Source organism: Bradyrhizobium centrosematis, from assembly GCF_045571495.1.
GTDB lineage: Bacteria > Pseudomonadota > Alphaproteobacteria > Rhizobiales > Xanthobacteraceae > Bradyrhizobium > Bradyrhizobium centrosematis.
Map to the genome: position 1 here is coordinate 4,994,786 of NZ_CP120703.1, position 16,554 is coordinate 5,011,339.

A 16,554-nucleotide genomic window follows, 5' to 3' on the forward strand; every position below is an offset into this window, starting at 1 on the left:
AAGGAAGCATCACCATGTCTCGTTTCATCGCAGCTCTGTCGACGTGCATGATCTCGGTTGCTCTCGCCGGCGGATCGGCCGAAGCCGCCGCTCCTCCCCTCACCAAGGCGCAGAAGATCGCCGTGAAGCAGGCGATCATCGCCTGCAAGGCCGAAGCCAAGGGCAAGAAGATCGCCTGGCTGTCGCGCCGGAAATACGTCAATCACTGCGTTGCCGAAGCACTGAAGGAGCATCCCACCATCGACGTCATTCAGATACTGAAGCAGCATCCGGAGATGAGGGATCTTCCGATGGACAATTGGGAGTCGATCTGAAAGGCGGCTATCGCGACGTTGCGCGGCCAAGGAAGTCGGTCAATGCACGGCGGTCCTCGGCTGAACCGATGCGCTGCTCCGGCATCTTCGTCCCGGGCGTATAGCTGTTCGGTCCGACTTCGAACAGCTTTGCGACCGTCTCCGGCGTCCAGACGATGTCCATCGTCTTCAGCGCGTCGGAAAAGCGATAACCCGGGAGCGATGCGATCCTGCGGCCATACAGTCCCGCAAGCGTCGGTCCCGCACGCTGAACCTCATCTTGCGACAACGTGTGACAGGCAACGCACGCGCGGAACACCTCCGCGCCGTGGTCGCCGGCATAGGCCGCGAGCGGATCGGCGGATTTGCCGGACGGGACAGTGATCGGATCGCCCGTGCGCGCATTCCAGCGTCGTATCTTGCCGTCCGCACCACCCGTGATCAGCGTCTCGCGATCTGAAAGGAAAGCTACCGACCAGACCGGCAGCCCCGGCCCGATCAACGTACGCAGCAGGCTGCGCGACTTGCGGTCGACGATCGCAACGGTGCCGCCGATGCCGGCCGCAGCAATCAACGTACCGTCCGCCGAGATCGACATGGCTACCACCGGTGTCGTGCCGGCCGCAACCTCGCCGCTGATCTTGCCGTCCGTAGTCAGCATGCGCAGCATGCCATCGACAGCCCCCGTGATGATCTCGCCATCCGGCGCCACGGCCACAGCGTTGAGCGGCGCAGGCAAGGTCACGATATCGGGCTTGCCGTCCGGCAAGTGCCAGATGCGCAAGGTCAGATCATAGCCGACGCTCACGAGTGACTTGCCGTTCGGCGAGAATGCGACGCCGTTGACGTTCTGTGAATGCCCTTCCAGCACGCGCGAGATCCCGTCCGATAGCGCCCACAACCGCACGGTCCGATCCCATGACGCCGATGCGAGATATGCGCCGTCGGGAGAGACCGCGAGCGCGACGATTGGGCCGGCATGTCCCTCGAACACTCGCTCCGGCTGCGGCCGGCCCGCCGTCCAAACAGCAATCCGTGCATCGGCGCCGGCCGTGACGATGCGGCCGTCCTTGAGAAAGGCGACTGCGTTGACGGCATCCGCATGGTACCGCAGCACTTGCTCCGCCGTGTCCGTCGCCAGCGACCAGCGAATGGCTGCCGTATCGAAGCTGCCAGACAATAGGCCGTTCCCATCGGGAGAAATCGCGAGCGCCCGAACCGGGCCGCCGTGTCCCGCCATGTCAGCGTGCACAGTCGATACCGATACTGGGGAAATGACCCACAGGACTGCGGCACCAACTGCGCAGAAAGGTAACCTCATTGCCTCTCACCCGCCCTGGTCACATTCACGCCCTGGAGATTGCCAGAACAGCCCGCGGAGATGAATATTCGATCTACTTCGCTGGTGCCGTCGTGGCCTTGGATGATCCTTCAGGCGCAGGCTGCATTCCCGGCGGACTCTGTCCCTGGGGACTTTCGGCGGGCGCGCCACCCGAACCGGTATTGATCGGACCGGTCCAGCCTTGCGGTTGGGGCTGACCCTTCTCCTCCGGAGCAGTTTGCGCGGCAGATGAGTTGGATTGCGCGGGCTGGGCGGAGGCGCTCCCAAACAGGCAGAGTGCTGCAAGGCACAAACTCGTCGTCAGCAATTTCACGTTCGCTCCTCCGGTTCACGGACCAAACGAGTTGCCTCCGCGCGAGTTCCGGCAGGTGAGCCGCGACAGACTGGCCTTGCATGCCGCGCTCAAGTCGCTTGGCCTGATGGCAACGCGTTCTCCGCCGACCCGATCTTCAAGACCTTGAAATCGCTTGTGCCCTGATGCAACCAACGCGTTGCGCGCGGCTGGCCATATCGCGTAAACATTGGATATTTGGTGCGGGAGGCTGCGGATGAAGGCATTTCTTCTTGGCTGCGTCGCGTCCCTGGTGATCGCGGCTGCGGGAATGATGCTGTTGAATCGGGTCCAGGAGCCCGTCGCTCACGCATTTGCCACGACCGGCGTACGTCTCTGAGGCGGCCAAGTCGCTCGCCGGGCGTAGGGTCCGGAGATCATAGATGCCGTGTCTTATCTGATCCCGTCCCGGATCATGTAGCCGGCGCCGCGGATCGTGTGCAGCAGCGGCCGCTCGAAGCCCTTGTCGATCTTGGAGCGCAGCCGCGAGATGTGCACGTCGATCACGTTGGTCTGCGGATCGAAATGGTAGTCCCAGACGTTCTCGAGCAGCATGGTGCGTGTCACCACCTGGCCGGCATGCTTCATCAGGTATTCGAGCAGGCGGAATTCGCGCGGCTGCAGCGTCAGCTCGTCCTTGCCGCGGGCGACCCGATGGGAGAGCCGGTCGAGCTCGAGATCGCCGACACGGTAGAGCGTGTCCTCGGCAGGTCCGCCGCGGCGGCGCGACAGCACCTCGACGCGGGCCAGGAGCTCGGCGAAGGAATACGGCTTCGGCAGATAGTCGTCGCCGCCGGCGCGCAGCCCCTTGATGCGGTCGTCGACCTGCCCGAGCGCGGAGAGAATCAGCACCGGGGTGGTGTTGCCCTTGTCGCGCAGCGCGCCGATCAGGGACAGGCCGTCGCGCTTGGGCAGCATGCGGTCGACCACCAGCACGTCGTAATCGCCGTTCTCGGCCATGGCGAGGCCTTCCTCGCCGTCGGCGGCGTGGTCGGCAATGTGTCCGACTTCGCGAAACGCCTTCACCAAGTAATCGGCGGATTCGCGGTCGTCTTCAATGATGAGGAGGCGCATCGTGCGTTCGGCGGCGGTCAAGGAGGTCAACCTTCTCTAAACATGGCGCGAGCGGCAATCGCATGCAAGCCGAGTGGGAGACTCTGGCACGGAGAAAAAGGCGGGCGGTGAAGCTGGGGGGACTCCACCGCCCTAGGCCTTCCGACGGAGGGGGGCGTAATTCCACCGGAAGGTAGGCAGGGGAAGCGGACGTTACGCTGCTTCCCCGAAGGGCGCCGGCGGCGGGGGCGACTGATGCCGGCCGACACCCTTCATCTCAAAAGCCTCCTGAGGCTTATCCCTTGGCGATCGGCACGGCGACGAAGCGCGACTGGCCGCCGCTCTTCACGCGCATCAGGACGCTGTTCTTGTTGTCGGTCCGCGCCGTATTGATGGCATCGCGGACCTCGCCGGCGGTGGCGACGCTCTTGCCGCCGACTTCGAGAATCACGTCGCCTTCCTTGAAGCCGCGTTCGGCCGCGGCGCTCTTCGGATCGACCTGGGTGACCACGACGCCTTCCTTGCCGGCACCGGCCACGGAGTTGGCGGGCGCAACGGTCATGCCGAGCCTGGGCACGTCGGTGCCGCGGTTGGCGCCCTTGCCGCTGCTGTCATCGTCGGTGTCGGCCTTGGCCTCGACCGTGTTCGGCAGCTGACCGAGGGTAAGATTGATGACCTTGTCCTGGCCCTTGTGCAGCACGTTGAGCTTCACGGTCGCGCCGGGGGCCATGCCGCCGATGGTGCGGGCAAGCTCGCGGGCGTCCTTGACGGCCTCGCCGTTGACCGACGTGATCACGTCGCCGGACTCGATGCCGGCCTTCGCGGCCGGACCGTTGGCCTGAGGCTCCGCCACCAGCGCGCCTTCGGCCTTCTTCATGCCGAGGCTGTCTGCGATGTCGGACGTCACCGGCTGGATCTGCACGCCGATCCAGCCGCGGCTGACCGAGCCCTTGTCCTTGAGCTGGGCCACCACGCTCTTCACGGTGCTCGCGGGAATCGAGAACGCGATGCCGACGCTGCCGCCGGAGGGCGAGTAGATCGCGGTGTTGACGCCCATCACCTCACCATTCGTGTCGAAGGCCGGACCGCCGGAATTGCCCTTGTTCACGGGCGCGTCGATCTGGATGAAATCGTCATAGGGGCCATTGCCGATGTCGCGGCCGCTTGCCGAGACGATGCCCGCGGTCACAGTGCCGCCCAAGCCGAACGGATTGCCGACCGCAAGCACCCAGTCGCCGATCCGCGGCTTGCTGTCGGCGAGCTTGGCGAAGGGGAAGTTCGAGGAGCCCTCGACCTTGATCAAGGCGAGGTCGGTGCGCTGGTCGGTGCCGATCACCTTGGCGGTGTAGGTCTTGCCGTCGTCGGTGGTGACCTCGACCTTGTCGGCGCCATCGACCACGTGGTTGTTGGTCACGGCATAGCCGTCAGCCGAGATGAAGAAGCCGGAGCCCTGACCTTGCACGACGCGGCCGCGGCCTCCCTTCAGGCCCGGAAACCCATCCGGACCGCCGAAGCGGCGGAAGAAGCGCTCCATCGGCGAGCCCGGCTGGAACGGCGAGGAGGAATCATCGCCGTCATCGTTGCTCGCGGTCTTCTCCTTGATGTTGACCTTCACCGAGATCACCGAGGGCTTTACGCGCTCGACGATGTCGGCGAAGCCGATGGGACGTTCGACCTTGCGAACCTCGTTATTGACCTGCGCATGCGCCGGGCTCGAGAACAGGTCGGCCGGCGAGGTCGACGGGCTGAAGCCATAGACGGCCGCACCGAGACCAGCGACGACCGAAGCCATCAGCGCGAACTTGCGCGCGGAGAACACCGACCGGCGCGGTTGCCGGTAGGAGGGGAGGTTCGAGAGGTCGATACGGTCGCTCATGCAGAAATCTCCAGGCCCTTGAAATCCATTCGGTGCCGGATGCCAGCACCTTGCGAACCTGAAGATGGGGTCTTCCGCCTTACCGTGCGCTGGCGGCGGGGTTAAACTTTCGTAATGAAGGCAGGAGGTGGATGCGGCAGTTTAGCGCACAGCGAAAATTGTGATCTCACAGGAACTTAACCGAGTTCCCGGGACGGCGCAGGCGGCGCGTTTTGGCACTCTCAGCTCGCTCTGACGCTCGCGATGAACTCGTCGACCTCGCGCTTCAGGGTTTCAGCCTGCTGCGACAGGTCGACCGCGGAATCCCTGGCCTCGGCGGCCATGCGGCCGGTCTCCGCGGAAGTCGAGGTGATCTGGACGATGTGGTTGGAGACGTCGAGGGTGCCGCGCGCGGCGTCCTGGGCGCTGCGCGTGATCTCCTGCGTGGCGTTGCGCTGCTGGGCGGTGTCGACCTCGATGCCGGACATGATAGACGAGATCTCCGACAGCGTGTTGGAGATGCCGTCGATCGCGCCGCGCGTCTCCGCGGTGATGCCCTGGATGCTGGCGACGTGCGAGGTGATCTCCTCCGTCGCCTTGCTGGTCTGATGCGCCAGATTCTTCACCTCGGAGGCGACCACCGCAAAGCCCTTGCCGGCCTCCCCTGCCCGTGCCGCCTCGATGGTGGCGTTCAGTGCCAGGAGATTGGTCTGCGATGCGATCGCCTGCACGAGCTGGACAACCTCGCCGATCTTGTCGGCGGCATCCGATAGCGTGTGGATGGTGTCGCGGCTCTTCTCCGCCTGCGACGCGGCGCCCTCGGCGCGCTGGGTCGCGTCCGTGACGCGGCGGCTGATCGTGCCGATCGAATTGGTCATCTCGCCCGCAGAACCCGCGACCGTCTGCACGCTGGCGCTGGCCTGGCTCGCGGCGCTCGCCACCGCATTGGCCTTGGTGCTGGTGTCGTTGGCCGTGCGCGACAGCGTCTCGGCATTGCTCTTCAGATGCACCGCCGATGATGCCACGCTGTCGACGACGCTGGCGACCAGATCGTTGAAGCGCTTGATCCGGTCATCCAGGAATTTCGATCGCTCGGCCTGGTGCTGCGCTTCATGCAGCTGCCGCTCGGTGAGGTGGCGCCGCTCGAGGCCGTTGGTCTTGAACACCTCCAGCGCGCCGGCGAGCAGGCCGATCTCGTTGGTGCGCCCGAGACCCGGAACGGGCGTCTCGAACTTCTGGTCGGCGACCTCGCGCATCGCATGGACGATCGCCGCCAGGGGACTGAGGATGCCGTTGCGCACGGCGAACCAGGTGGTGAGGCAGATCACGGCGGCGAGGACGGCGATCACGCCGCAGGCGGCCAGGAAGTAGGAGAACGCAGCCTGCGCCTGCTGATAGGTCTGCATCGCGTGGTCGCGCGCGGGGCCGCTCAGCGCCGCGAAGTCCGAGGACAGGCTGGTGATCTCGTTGTTGAGATAAAGCACCGCGATGAAGCCGGTGCCGCCACCGATGCCCAGCAGAAACAATAATGCAGCGACGACGGCGCCGACCAGGAAGCGGATCGTCAGATTGCTGTTCGCGAACATCGGAGGGACTCAGAGTCTGGAATCGAATGTTGCGACAAGCTTCCAGACAAAGGTCAATATAGCATGAAGCGCGCGGGCGGCGGCCGGCGACTTACGTAGCAATACGTAGCCAGGACGACGTCGCTCGCTAGGGAGATTTGGGCTCGTCGGACATCAAGGCCGCGAGCCGCGCCTGTTCATCCGGTGTCAGCGGCGGCGCTGGTACGTCGGCACCGCCGCGCGCGCGACGCCGGATCTGCAGCCACAGCGCCACGCCGCCCCCGATCAGCAGCAGTGGCCCGAGCAACCACAGCAGCAGGGTCTGACGCTCGAAACGCGGCTTCAGCAGCACGAACTCGCCATAGCGCGCGACCAGGAAGTCGAGCACCTGCGAATTGCTGTCGCCGGCGGCGATGCGCTCACGCACCAACAGCCGCAGGTCGCGCGCCAGCGGCGCATCGGAATCGTCGATCGACTGGTTCTGGCAGACCATGCAGCGCAGCTCGCGCGACAGCTCGCGCGCACGGGCCTCCTTGGCGGGGTCCGGCATGATTTCGTCGGGCTGCACCGCATGCGCCGCAGGCAAGGCCAGCAGCATCAGGGCGACAAACGCGGCCATCGTCCGGCGCATCAGATCACTCCGCCGGCTGCAGACGCTGCTTGGCCCGCGCCGGCTTCGGCGCGCCGACCCGCAAGCGCCGGTCGGACAGCGACAGCACGCCACCGAACGCCATCAACACCGGTCCCCACCAGATCAGCAGCACCAGCGGCTTGTGATAGATGCGCACGGCAATGGCGCCCTCGGCCGTGGCATCGCCGAGCGAGATGTAGAGCTGGCTCGCGCCGCGCGTCAGCAGCGCGGCCTCGGTGGTCGACGAACCGCGGGTGGTGAAGCTGCGCTTGGAGGGCGTCATGACGCTGACGGGCTCGCCATCGCGGCTGATGTTGAACTCTGCGATCATCTCGCGGTAGTTCGGGCCCTGACGCTGCAGCAAACCGTCGAGCTTCACGTCGTAGCCGGCGATGTGGGCGACGTCGTTCTGCTTCATCGTCGCGATATATTCGCTGTTCCAGGTGGTCTCGCAGACGATCCCTATCAGCGCCACGCCGAGGCCGGCATGCGCGAGCGCCGTGCCCCAGGCCGAGCGCGGCAGGCCGCGTGCCCGGTGCAGCACCGTTGCGAACGGTAGCCGCACAAGGCCGGTCCGCTCGACGATGTCGGTGACGGCGCCGGCGATGACGAAGACGCCGAGCCCGATCGCAAGCGGCGCCAGCGCACTGCCGCCGCGCGCCCAGCCCCAGGCGATGGCGACGGCAACGAGCCCGGCGACGCCCGCCGCGAGCAGGCGCTGCGTCACGCCGAGCAGATCACCGCGCTTCCACGCCAGCATCGGCCCGAACGGCACGGCGAGCAGCAGCAGGGCGAACAGCGGCGCGAAGGTGAGATTGTAGAAGGGCGCACCGACCGACATCTTGAAGTCGGCGAGCATCTCCATCGCCAGCGGATAGAGCGTGCCGAACAGCACGACCGCGCAGGCGACCGTGAGCAGCAGATTGTTCAAGACCAGCGCCCCCTCGCGCGAGATCGGCGCGAACAGGCCGCCCTGCTTCAACGACGTGGCGCGGCCCGCGAACAGCGACAGGCTGCCGCCGATGAACACGCAGAGGATCAGCAGAATGAACACGCCGCGGGTTGGATCGGTGGCGAAGGCATGCACCGAGGTGATGACCCCCGAGCGCACCAGGAAGGTGCCGAGCAGCGACAGCGAGAAGGTCAGGATCGACAGCAGGATGGTCCAGACCTTGAGCGCGTTGCGCTTCTCCATCACCAGGGCCGAATGAAGCAGCGCGGTGCCAGAGAGCCAGGGCATCAACGAGGCGTTCTCGACCGGATCCCAGAACCACCAGCCGCCCCAGCCGAGCTCGTAATAGGCCCAGTACGAGCCCATGGCGATGCCGAGCGTCAGGAAGATCCAGGCGACCAGCGTCCACGGCCGCACCCAACGCGCCCAGGCGGCGTCGATCCGTCCCTCCATCAGCGCGGCGATCGCGAAGGAGAACGAGATCGAGAAGCCGACATAGCCGAGATAGAGCATCGGCGGATGCACGGCGAGGCCGATGTCCTGAAGCACCGGATTGAGGTCGCGTCCCTCGATCGGCGGGCTGGCGATGCGCAGGAACGGGTTCGAGGTCACGAGGATGAAGAGATAGAATGCGCTGGCGACCCACGCCTGGACGGCGAGCACGTGCGCGCGCAGCGACAGCGGCAAATTGTTGCCGAAGGCCGCGACCAGCCCGCCGAACAGCGCGAGGATCGACACCCACAAGAGCATCGAGCCTTCATGGTTTCCCCAGACGCCGGTGATCTTGTAGAGCAGCGGCTTCATCGAATGGGAGTTCTCGTACACGTTGGCGACCGAGAAATCCGAGTTCACGTGCAGCATCACCAGCGCGACGAACGAGCCACCGACGAACAGGAGCTGCGCCAGCGCCGTGGAGCGCGCCACGTTCATGAGCGCGGCATCGCGCAGGCGCGCGCCGATCAGGGGGACGACGGACTGGATCAGTGCGAGCCCAAGCGCCAGCACCAGCGCGTAATGTCCGGATTCTGCGATCACCGCACTGCTCCTTGCGGATTGCCCTGCGCGGTCGTCGCCGCGGGCTTGCCCGCATCGGACGTCTTGCCGCTGTCGGAAGTCTTGCCGCCGTAATCGTCCTTCCAATGCCCCTGCTTCTTCAGGGCATCGGCGACGTCCTTGGGCATGTAGGTCTCGTCGTGCTTGGCAAGGACGGTATCGGCCTTGAACACGCCATTGGCATCGAGCGCGCCCTCGGCAACGACGCCCTGCCCCTCGCGGAACAGGTCGGGCAGGATACCCTTGTAGGCCACTGGCAGCTTGGCGTTGCCGTCGGCGACCTCGAAGGTCACCGCAAGGTTGTCGCCGCGCTGGAGCGAGCCGGGCTGCACCAGCCCACCGAGGCGAAACCGCTTGCCGGGCGCGACGTGCTTCTCGGCGACCATTGTCGGCGTCGAGAAGAACACGATGGAGTCGCGAAGTGCGTTGAGCACCAGCGCGGCCGCGAGCGCGAGCACGGCGAGCGAGCCGCCGATGATGGTCATACGTCGCTGCTTGCGCGTCATGGCTTATCCGTTCTCCGCTTCGCTCGTGCCGGCATCGTCATCCGCCGAGCCCGAGTGTCCTGAGGCCTTCGTTGAGCTGGCGCAGCCGCTCGGCATCGCTGGCAACGGCCTGCCGGGCATCGGCCGACGCCCCCATCGCCTTGTCGCGCTCGCCCATCACGAGATAAGCGCGCACCAGGCGCAGCCATCCATCGACGTCGTCGCCGTTCTGCTTCAATCGGGTCGCCAGACGCTCGACCATGCCGCGCACCATCGCGTTGCGGTCACCCTCGGCCATGTCCCTGGAAGCGGCGATCGTCTCGTCCGACAGCGCCGGCATCGTGCCGCCGCCACCGACCCGCGCCAGCGAGGACTGCACAAGGGCACGCCACGGCGCGTCCGCCGGCGCCTTCGCAAGCAGCGCGCGCCAGATATTGGCCGCCTCGTCCTTGCGGCCATCCTGCTCGGCGGCGAGCCCCAGGAAATAGTTGGCCTTGGGATCGTCGGCGTCGAGCGCATGTGCGCGCTCGAACTCGGTCTTGGCCTCGGCTGTCACCACGCCGCCGGCGGCAGCCGAGATGGCCTCGCCGAGATCCGCACGGCGCTCGGAACTTTCACCATTGTAAGTGAGCGAATTGCGATAGGCGCGCGCTGCCTCGTCGAAGCGGCCGAGCCGCTGCAGCACAGGCGCGAGCACGTTCCAGCCGCGCCCGTCGGTCGGATTCTTCTCCAGATGCTCCTGGACCTGCGCGACGAGATTCTCGAGCGACTGCGCCATGCCGGACCCGGATCCGCGCTCCCGCTGCGCCAAGGGAAAGTCCTGAAGCCGAGGCGAGCCGAGTGGCATGTAGACGCCGATCACAACGAGCGGCAGACCGGCGAGCGCCAGCACCGCCGCCACACGGCGCCATTTCAGATTCGAGGTCGGCGCCACCGCGGGTTCGCTCGCGGCCGCGGCGAGCAGCCTGCGGCTGATCTCGACGCGCGCCGCCTCGGCTTCCGGGGCGGCAATCAGTCCCGCACCGAGATCGCGCTCGATCTCGGCCAATTGGTCCTTGTAAACCGCGACCTCGCTACCCCCGTCTTGCGCGCGTTCCTTGCGGCCAAGCGGCCAGAGCACGGCGAAAATCGCCGCGACCGTCATCAGCGCGAACACGAACCATAGCGTCATCTGGCAAGCTTCCGGGAGCGCACGAACAGCGCCTATAGGTGCCTTTACACCACGGCCGGACGAGGCGGCAATTGACAATTGTCAATTCGACGCGAGCGCGCGCGGCTCCCGAAACGTTGAAAAGCCAACGGCTTAGCGGATCTCGAAATCCGCACTTTGCGCGGCGTCCTCGCCGCGCCCATTGAAGGCCTTCAGGAAGTATGTTCCCGGGTTCATGACATCCGGCAATCTGATGCGCAGCGCGCCGACCGGAACCGGCGATGAGACCCTGGTGCATGTCTCGGACAATTGCCGACCGCTCGCCTTCTCGACCAGCACCACCTTCGCGCCGACCATCAGTCTCTGATACTTGGCAACGACGACGCGGTTCTCGATTTCGATCGAGCTGATAACGGGTTTCATGCGCACAAGTAGAAATTCCCCGAACTTGCACGCGAACCGTACGGCGCGCCACCGACAAGGTCAACCAGAAATTGTGATCAGGAAAATATGCGCTTGAATCAGCTGGCGCGCGACGATTTGCGCTCGCCCGTAGCGGCGTTCTCCGCGGCGCGGCTCATCAGCGAGGCATAATCATCGCCAAACAGCACCCGGCAGAAGCGAATCGCGGCCTGCACCTGCTGCTGCCGATAGGTCCGGACCTTGTGATCGGCCGCGCGCAGAGATTGCACCAGCTGCTCGGTCGAGCGTTCGACATATTGCTGGAGGTCGGAATAGGTGCGCAGCGTCACCTCGTTGATCGCAAGCTCGCTCGCGTAGTTGCGGCAGGTCGCGACGAAATCGATCAGCGCCACGGTCTCTTCCACCTCGGTGCTGTCGATCCGCGCGCCCGGCGGAATGTCCTTCTCGGGACGCTGGCGCAGGATGCGGCGGACGCGGCCGGGAACGCTGTCGATCTCGGATTGCAGCGCATTGGAGATGTCGGCCCGGATCGAGGTCAGCTGCTTGCCCCAGGCGGAATCGTTGCGCAGGTCGAGCTCGGTGCGCAGACCGCGCACGCCGTCGTGCAACGCCTTGAGATTGCCGGCAACGTTGTCGAAATGGCCGCGCTTGATGTCCATGCGCAGGGTGGCGGCAACACAGGACAGATCGTGCAGCGCGATCGTGACGGCGACGCCATAGGGCGTGGCCGCGACGCGGATCTCGTCGTCGGAGGCGGCAATCTTAATGGCGAGGCGAATGATCTGCCACGGCGCGGTCATCCGCTGCACGACGACCGACAGCGCGAAGGGCAGCATCTGCGGGGTCTGAAGCACCGGAATGTTGAGCGCCGACGTCACCGAGGCGATCTGGGAATCGCCGAAAGCGCGCAGGAAGCGCGGCAGCTTCTCGTTCAGGCCGGCGATGGCCTCCCGGACCTGAAGCACCGCTCCGATCGAATAGAGGTCCTCGATCACGTTGGGCGGGCCGACCCGGGCCAGGGCGCGCGACTTGTCCCCGCCGCCAGGACCCGTCAGCTCGAAAATGGCGTCCGCAGCCACTGCCTGGAGCTTCTGCGCGAGGGCTTCGACCTGCCCCGCACTGTCGGCCGGCATGCGCGCCAGCGTGGCCTCGAATTCGTTCACCTTGTCCGGTGCGCCGTCACGGCCGAGCCATTGCCAGATCGGCTGCAGCGAGGAGCGCCGGATCTGGCCGACCCGGATCGGGACGCCCGCTTCCACCAGGAATGGTTCCAGCACCTGGAACAACAGCCGCGACAGATCGTCCGTACGCGGCGGCGGGGCCTCATCGGCTTCGGACTTACGGACGATCTTGCGCAACTGCTCGAGCACGAGGGTCGCCACGGCCGTATCCTGGCCGCGCTCGAGCGCACGCTCGAACTCCCGCATCAGCAGCGCCTGCGACTGCGGCGGGAGCTGCGCGAGATATTCCCTCAGCCGCTCGATCGATGTCTGGCTCATGCGCCCGGGTAATGCATGGTAAAATGGCGGACATGGGATGCGTCCGGCTCGATCATAGGAGGGCCCACTTAAGAAGCCGTTTAGGAAGCGGGAGCGAATCTTCTCGGGGGACTTCCGCCGGGCCTCGGCAGGGACGAAAAATCCAGCGGGAACAATAGATTACACACCCGGCAGGACCAGTTCGGCGCGCAGGCCACCGGTCGGCGCACGGCCGAGCGAGAGGCTGCCGCCATAAAGTGCGGCGAGATCGACCACGATGGACAGGCCCAATCCCGATCCCGGCTTGGACTCGTCGAGCCGCTGGCCGCGCCGGGAGACCTGCGCGCGCTCTGATTCCGACAAGCCGCGGCCGTCGTCATCGACAAGGATCCGCAGCCGCGGACCCGCCCCCGCCTGGGGCGGCGTCTCCACCAGGACCTCGATGAAGACACGCGAGGCCGCCCATTTGCAGGCGTTGTCGACGAGATTGCCGACCATCTCCTCCAGATCCTGGCGCTCGCCGCGAAACTTCGCCGACGGATCGGCCTTGGCCTCGACCAGGATGCCGCGATCGCGATGGATCTTCTCCATGGTCCGCCGCAGCGCCTCGATGGCGGGCGCCACCTCGGTCACGGTCGCGACCACCGAGACTCGCGCTGCGATGCGCGCACGCTCCAGATGGTGGGCGACCTGGTCCCGCATCACGTCCGCCTGCTCCATCACCTTGGCTGCGAAGGGATCGGCGACGTGGGCGCCGGCCTCGTTGACGATGACCGAGAGCGGCGTCTTGATCGCATGGGCGAGATTGCCGACATGGGTACGCGCGCGCTCGACGATCTCGCGATTGGCATCGATCAACGCGTTGGTCTCGCGCGCCAATGGCGCGATCTCGACCGGAAATTCACCCTCGAGCCGCTCCGCGCGCCCGGAGCGGATGTCGGCAATGGATTCCGAGATGCGTTTGAGCGGCGCGAGGCCGAAGCGGACCTGGAACACCGTCGTCAGCAGCAGCACGATGCCGAGCGCGGTGAAAGTGCCCCCGAGGTAATAGTCGAAGCTGCGCGTCTCATCGAAAATCTCGGTGTCGTCGCCGGCGACGCTGACGAGAAATTTGCCGTCGGCGCCGAGATCGACCGGCCGTTCCACCATGCGCAGATTCTGCCCCTCGGGTCCGTCGACATAGGCGAGCCGAATGCCGGCGGCGGTGAGCTCGGCGCCCTGCTCCTCCAGCTTCGGCAGCTTCTTGTCCCAGAGCGAGCGCGAGGAGCGCACCTCGGGCTTTTCGGTGTCGGTCCGCGTGATCTGCCAGTACCAGCCGGACAGCGGCAGCTCGAACAGCGGCTCGCCCAGCGACTGGAACTGGCGGTCCGGCGGCTCGTCGGGGGTGGCGACCTCGGCGATGAGGGTGCGGAGATAGAGATTGAGCCGGCGGTCGAAGGCGCGCTCGGTGGCGTTCTTGTAGACCGACGACAGCACCACGCCGGTGATGGCCAGGATCACCACGAGCCAGGCGGTCGCCGACAGGAACAGGCGATTGGCAAGCGAACTAGCGGCCATCGGAATGGTCCCGGGAGGCGCAGGATGGCAGGGCGTCGGAGCTCATGTCCGGACCAAGGGCCCTGTCGGGCTGGCCGTCAAGCCCCGGAACGCGTCAGGCAGCCGGTGGGGTCAGGAGATAGCCGAGGCCGCGGACGGTCTGGATGATGTCGACGTCGAGCTTCTTGCGGATGCGGCCGACGAAGACCTCAATCGTGTTGGAGTCGCGGTCGAAATCCTGATCGTAGAGGTGCTCAACCAGCTCGGTGCGCGAGACCACCCGCCCGGAATGGTGCATCAGGTAGGCCAGAAGCCGATATTCGTGCGACGTCATCTTGACGGGATTGCCGGAGACGCTGACCCGACCGGTCCGGGTATCGAGCGTGACCGGGCCGCAGCTGAGCTCACTCTGGGCATGGCCGGTGGAGCGACGTAATAACGCACGGATGCGCGCCAGCACCTCCTCCAGGTGGAATGGCTTTGCGACATAGTCGTCGGCGCCGGCATCGAAGCCCTGCACCTTGTCGCTCCAGCGGTCGCGTGCGGTGAGGATCAGCACCGGCATGGTGCGGCCGTTGCGGCGCCAGGCCTCCAGCACTGAGATGCCGTCCTTCTTCGGCAGACCGATGTCGAGCACGACGGCGTCATACGGCTCGTTGTCGCCGAGATAATGCCCTTCCTCCCCGTCGAAGGCGCGATCGACGACATAGCCGGCGTCGGTCAGCGCCTTGGTGAGCTGGCGATTGAGATCGGGGTCGTCCTCAACAACGAGCAGGCGCACGTTTCTCTCCAGAAATAGACCGCGACAACACCGCGCCAGATGAGCAATTCCGGCGTGAACTGAATATGAACGCCGGGAACCGGCCCGCGTTACTTTTTGGTCATATACGACCTGTCGCCAGACAATGCGACTGCGCCCGCCGCGCCGGCGGGCTCCGGCGGCAGGGCGGGCGCAACATGCCGCGATGCGCGGCGGTCAGAAAGGTCCGAGGTGTCCGGATTCGGCCGTCAGGTGCGGAAGAACACGAACCAGATGACGGCAAGGATCAGGATCGCCAGCCCGGTCGAGATGGCGAGCAGCGCCGCCACCGACGGCCCGGGCTCGCCCTGGCGCGCCTCGGTCGGGGTTTCCACGATCCGGTTCTGCTCTCGAGTGGCTGCCATGGTGACCTCAATCTCTGCCTGTCGCGTCGGCTTGCCGCGACCTCCTCGCGGCCATGAAGTGTCGGGGCAACGCCTGATCATCCGCGATGTTCCGGATCATTGGCCCGCAGGCGTGGGCATCAGGCCGGCGATTAACGCCGTTGGACGATTCCGCGGCGACGGTTGCTATGATTCGCTCCAAGGCGATGTTATCCTCGGGGCTCGTCCCTGTTGCGTTTGGAGTAGCCCATGGCCCCCCGCGCCAATTGGAAGGGTTTTCTGCGTTTGTCGCTCGTGACCTGTCCGGTCGCGCTCTATCCGGCCACTTCGGATACCGAGAAGGTTTCCTTCAACCAGATCAATCGCAAGACCGGCCACCGGATCAAGTACCTCAAGGTCGACGCCGAGACCGGGGACGAGGTGACCTCCGAGGACATCGTCAAGGGCTACAAGGTCGATACCGACACCTATATCGAGGTCACCAAGGACGAGCTCGACGACATCGCGCTGGATTCCACGCACACGATCGAGATCGACGAGTTCGTGCCGAAGACCGACATCGACAACCGCTATCTGATCCGCCCCTATTATCTCGTGCCGGACGGCAAGGTCGGCCACGACGCCTATGCCGTGATCCGCGAGACCATCCGCAGCATGGACAAGGTCGCGATCGGCCGCGTGGTGCTGACCAACCGCGAGCACATCATCGCGCTCGAGCCGCTCGCCAGCGGCCTGATGGGCACGCTGCTGCGCTATCCCTACGAGGTCCGCAGCGAGACGGAATATTTCGACGACATCCAGGACGTGAAGCTGACCAAGGACATGCTCGATCTCGCCAGGCACATCGTCGAAAAGAAGTCCGGCGCGTTCGAACCCGAGCTGTTCGAGGATCATTACGAGACCGCCCTGATCGATCTCATCAACAAGAAACGGTCGGGCATGCCGATCGCGGCCAAGGCGACGCCGAAGAGCGGCGGCAACGTCATCAATCTGATGGACGCGCTGAAGAAGAGCATTGCGAACGAGAAGGACGCCGCGCCTGCGGCGAAGGTTGCCAGGGAGACGCCCAAGGCCAAGAAGCCGAAGAAGCGCGTCGAGGGCCAGCGCGAGATGCTGCTGCCGATCTCGGGCAAGGGCGGCAAGGAGGCGGCGGCGAAGGCTGCGACGACCCCGAGGAAGGCCGCCGACAAGCCGGTGCGCGCGCCGGCGCGGACGAAGAAGGCCGGCTGACCGCATCACCCCCGCGATCGCGCCGTGATGCCCC

Annotated in this window: 15 protein-coding genes; 2 read left to right on the forward strand and 13 right to left on the reverse strand. The window is 65.7% G+C overall.

Annotation, left to right across the window (positions count from 1 at the left end):
• Positions 1-14: 14 nt before the first annotated feature.
• Complete coding sequence (locus P6U31_RS24025; RefSeq protein ID WP_407184247.1) at positions 15-314, forward strand: hypothetical protein; 300 nt, start codon at positions 15-17, stop codon at positions 312-314.
• Positions 315-321: 7 nt separating this feature from the next.
• Here the strand turns inward: P6U31_RS24025 and P6U31_RS24030 are convergent, their stop codons facing one another.
• The 13 genes from P6U31_RS24030 to P6U31_RS24090 form a co-directional block, all read right to left on the reverse strand.
• Entirely contained in the window at positions 322-1,614 is a 1,293-nt protein-coding gene (locus P6U31_RS24030) for a c-type cytochrome (protein ID WP_407184248.1), read from the reverse strand.
• A 745-nt stretch (positions 1,615-2,359) separates the two neighbouring features.
• Positions 2,360-3,040 (reverse strand): response regulator transcription factor, encoded by a 681-nt coding sequence (locus P6U31_RS24035; protein ID WP_247275851.1) that lies wholly within the window; start codon positions 3,038-3,040, stop codon positions 2,360-2,362.
• A 274-nt stretch (positions 3,041-3,314) separates the two neighbouring features.
• Positions 3,315-4,895 (reverse strand): Do family serine endopeptidase, encoded by a 1,581-nt coding sequence (locus P6U31_RS24040; protein ID WP_407184249.1) that lies wholly within the window; start codon positions 4,893-4,895, stop codon positions 3,315-3,317.
• Positions 4,896-5,116: 221 nt separating this feature from the next.
• A complete protein-coding gene (locus P6U31_RS24045) occupies positions 5,117-6,460 on the reverse strand; it encodes a methyl-accepting chemotaxis protein (RefSeq protein WP_407184250.1) in 1,344 nt (447 codons plus the stop codon).
• Positions 6,461-6,587: 127 nt separating this feature from the next.
• Positions 6,588-7,070: a cytochrome c-type biogenesis protein gene (locus P6U31_RS24050; RefSeq protein ID WP_407184251.1), complete on the reverse strand. Its 483-nt coding sequence runs from the start codon at positions 7,068-7,070 to the stop codon at positions 6,588-6,590.
• 4 nt (positions 7,071-7,074) lie between these two features.
• Positions 7,075-9,057: a heme lyase CcmF/NrfE family subunit gene (locus P6U31_RS24055; RefSeq protein WP_407184252.1), complete on the reverse strand. Its 1,983-nt coding sequence runs from the start codon at positions 9,055-9,057 to the stop codon at positions 7,075-7,077.
• Positions 9,054-9,581, reverse strand: coding sequence for a cytochrome c maturation protein CcmE (ccmE, locus tag P6U31_RS24060; protein ID WP_407184253.1), 528 nt, complete (start codon positions 9,579-9,581; stop codon positions 9,054-9,056). The genes P6U31_RS24055 and ccmE overlap by 4 nt, the downstream gene beginning before the upstream one ends.
• A gap of 37 nt (positions 9,582-9,618) precedes the next feature.
• Complete coding sequence (gene ccmI / locus P6U31_RS24065) at positions 9,619-10,731, reverse strand: c-type cytochrome biogenesis protein CcmI (RefSeq protein WP_407184254.1); 1,113 nt, start codon at positions 10,729-10,731, stop codon at positions 9,619-9,621.
• Between the two features lie 132 nt (positions 10,732-10,863).
• The gene (locus P6U31_RS24070; protein ID WP_407184255.1) at positions 10,864-11,133 is read right to left on the reverse strand and encodes a hypothetical protein; all 270 of its coding nucleotides are present in this window, start codon (positions 11,131-11,133) and stop codon (positions 10,864-10,866) included.
• A 98-nt stretch (positions 11,134-11,231) separates the two neighbouring features.
• Positions 11,232-12,632, reverse strand: a complete 1,401-nt coding sequence (locus tag P6U31_RS24075) for a hypothetical protein (protein ID WP_407184256.1) — start codon at positions 12,630-12,632, stop codon at positions 11,232-11,234.
• Positions 12,633-12,791: 159 nt separating this feature from the next.
• Positions 12,792-14,168 (reverse strand): ATP-binding protein, encoded by a 1,377-nt coding sequence (locus tag P6U31_RS24080; RefSeq protein WP_407184257.1) that lies wholly within the window; start codon positions 14,166-14,168, stop codon positions 12,792-12,794.
• A gap of 94 nt (positions 14,169-14,262) precedes the next feature.
• Positions 14,263-14,928, reverse strand: coding sequence for a response regulator transcription factor (locus P6U31_RS24085; protein WP_018315821.1), 666 nt, complete (start codon positions 14,926-14,928; stop codon positions 14,263-14,265).
• A 227-nt stretch (positions 14,929-15,155) separates the two neighbouring features.
• Complete coding sequence (locus tag P6U31_RS24090) at positions 15,156-15,311, reverse strand: hypothetical protein (protein WP_407184258.1); 156 nt, start codon at positions 15,309-15,311, stop codon at positions 15,156-15,158.
• Between the two features lie 228 nt (positions 15,312-15,539).
• On the opposite strand from P6U31_RS24090, the gene P6U31_RS24095 reads away from it, so the two are divergent.
• On the forward strand, positions 15,540-16,520 hold the full coding sequence (locus P6U31_RS24095; protein ID WP_407184259.1) for a Ku protein: 981 nt from the start codon (positions 15,540-15,542) through the stop codon (positions 16,518-16,520).
• The last annotated feature ends 34 nt before the right edge of the window (positions 16,521-16,554 follow it).

Coding starts and splice junctions, on each gene's coding strand:
- P6U31_RS24025 (WP_407184247.1), top strand. CDS start 15: ATGTCTCGTTTCATCGCAGCTCTGTCGACGTGCATGATCTCGGTTGCT.
- P6U31_RS24030 (WP_407184248.1), bottom strand. CDS start 1,614: ATGAGGTTACCTTTCTGCGCAGTTGGTGCCGCAGTCCTGTGGGTCATT.
- P6U31_RS24035 (WP_247275851.1), bottom strand. CDS start 3,040: ATGCGCCTCCTCATCATTGAAGACGACCGCGAATCCGCCGATTACTTG.
- P6U31_RS24040 (WP_407184249.1), bottom strand. CDS start 4,895: ATGAGCGACCGTATCGACCTCTCGAACCTCCCCTCCTACCGGCAACCG.
- P6U31_RS24045 (WP_407184250.1), bottom strand. CDS start 6,460: ATGTTCGCGAACAGCAATCTGACGATCCGCTTCCTGGTCGGCGCCGTC.
- P6U31_RS24050 (WP_407184251.1), bottom strand. CDS start 7,070: ATGCGCCGGACGATGGCCGCGTTTGTCGCCCTGATGCTGCTGGCCTTG.
- ccmE (WP_407184253.1), bottom strand. CDS start 9,581: ATGACGCGCAAGCAGCGACGTATGACCATCATCGGCGGCTCGCTCGCC.
- ccmI (WP_407184254.1), bottom strand. CDS start 10,731: ATGACGCTATGGTTCGTGTTCGCGCTGATGACGGTCGCGGCGATTTTC.
- P6U31_RS24070 (WP_407184255.1), bottom strand. CDS start 11,133: ATGAAACCCGTTATCAGCTCGATCGAAATCGAGAACCGCGTCGTCGTT.
- P6U31_RS24075 (WP_407184256.1), bottom strand. CDS start 12,632: ATGAGCCAGACATCGATCGAGCGGCTGAGGGAATATCTCGCGCAGCTC.
- P6U31_RS24080 (WP_407184257.1), bottom strand. CDS start 14,168: ATGGCCGCTAGTTCGCTTGCCAATCGCCTGTTCCTGTCGGCGACCGCC.
- P6U31_RS24090 (WP_407184258.1), bottom strand. CDS start 15,311: ATGGCAGCCACTCGAGAGCAGAACCGGATCGTGGAAACCCCGACCGAG.
- P6U31_RS24095 (WP_407184259.1), top strand. CDS start 15,540: ATGGCCCCCCGCGCCAATTGGAAGGGTTTTCTGCGTTTGTCGCTCGTG.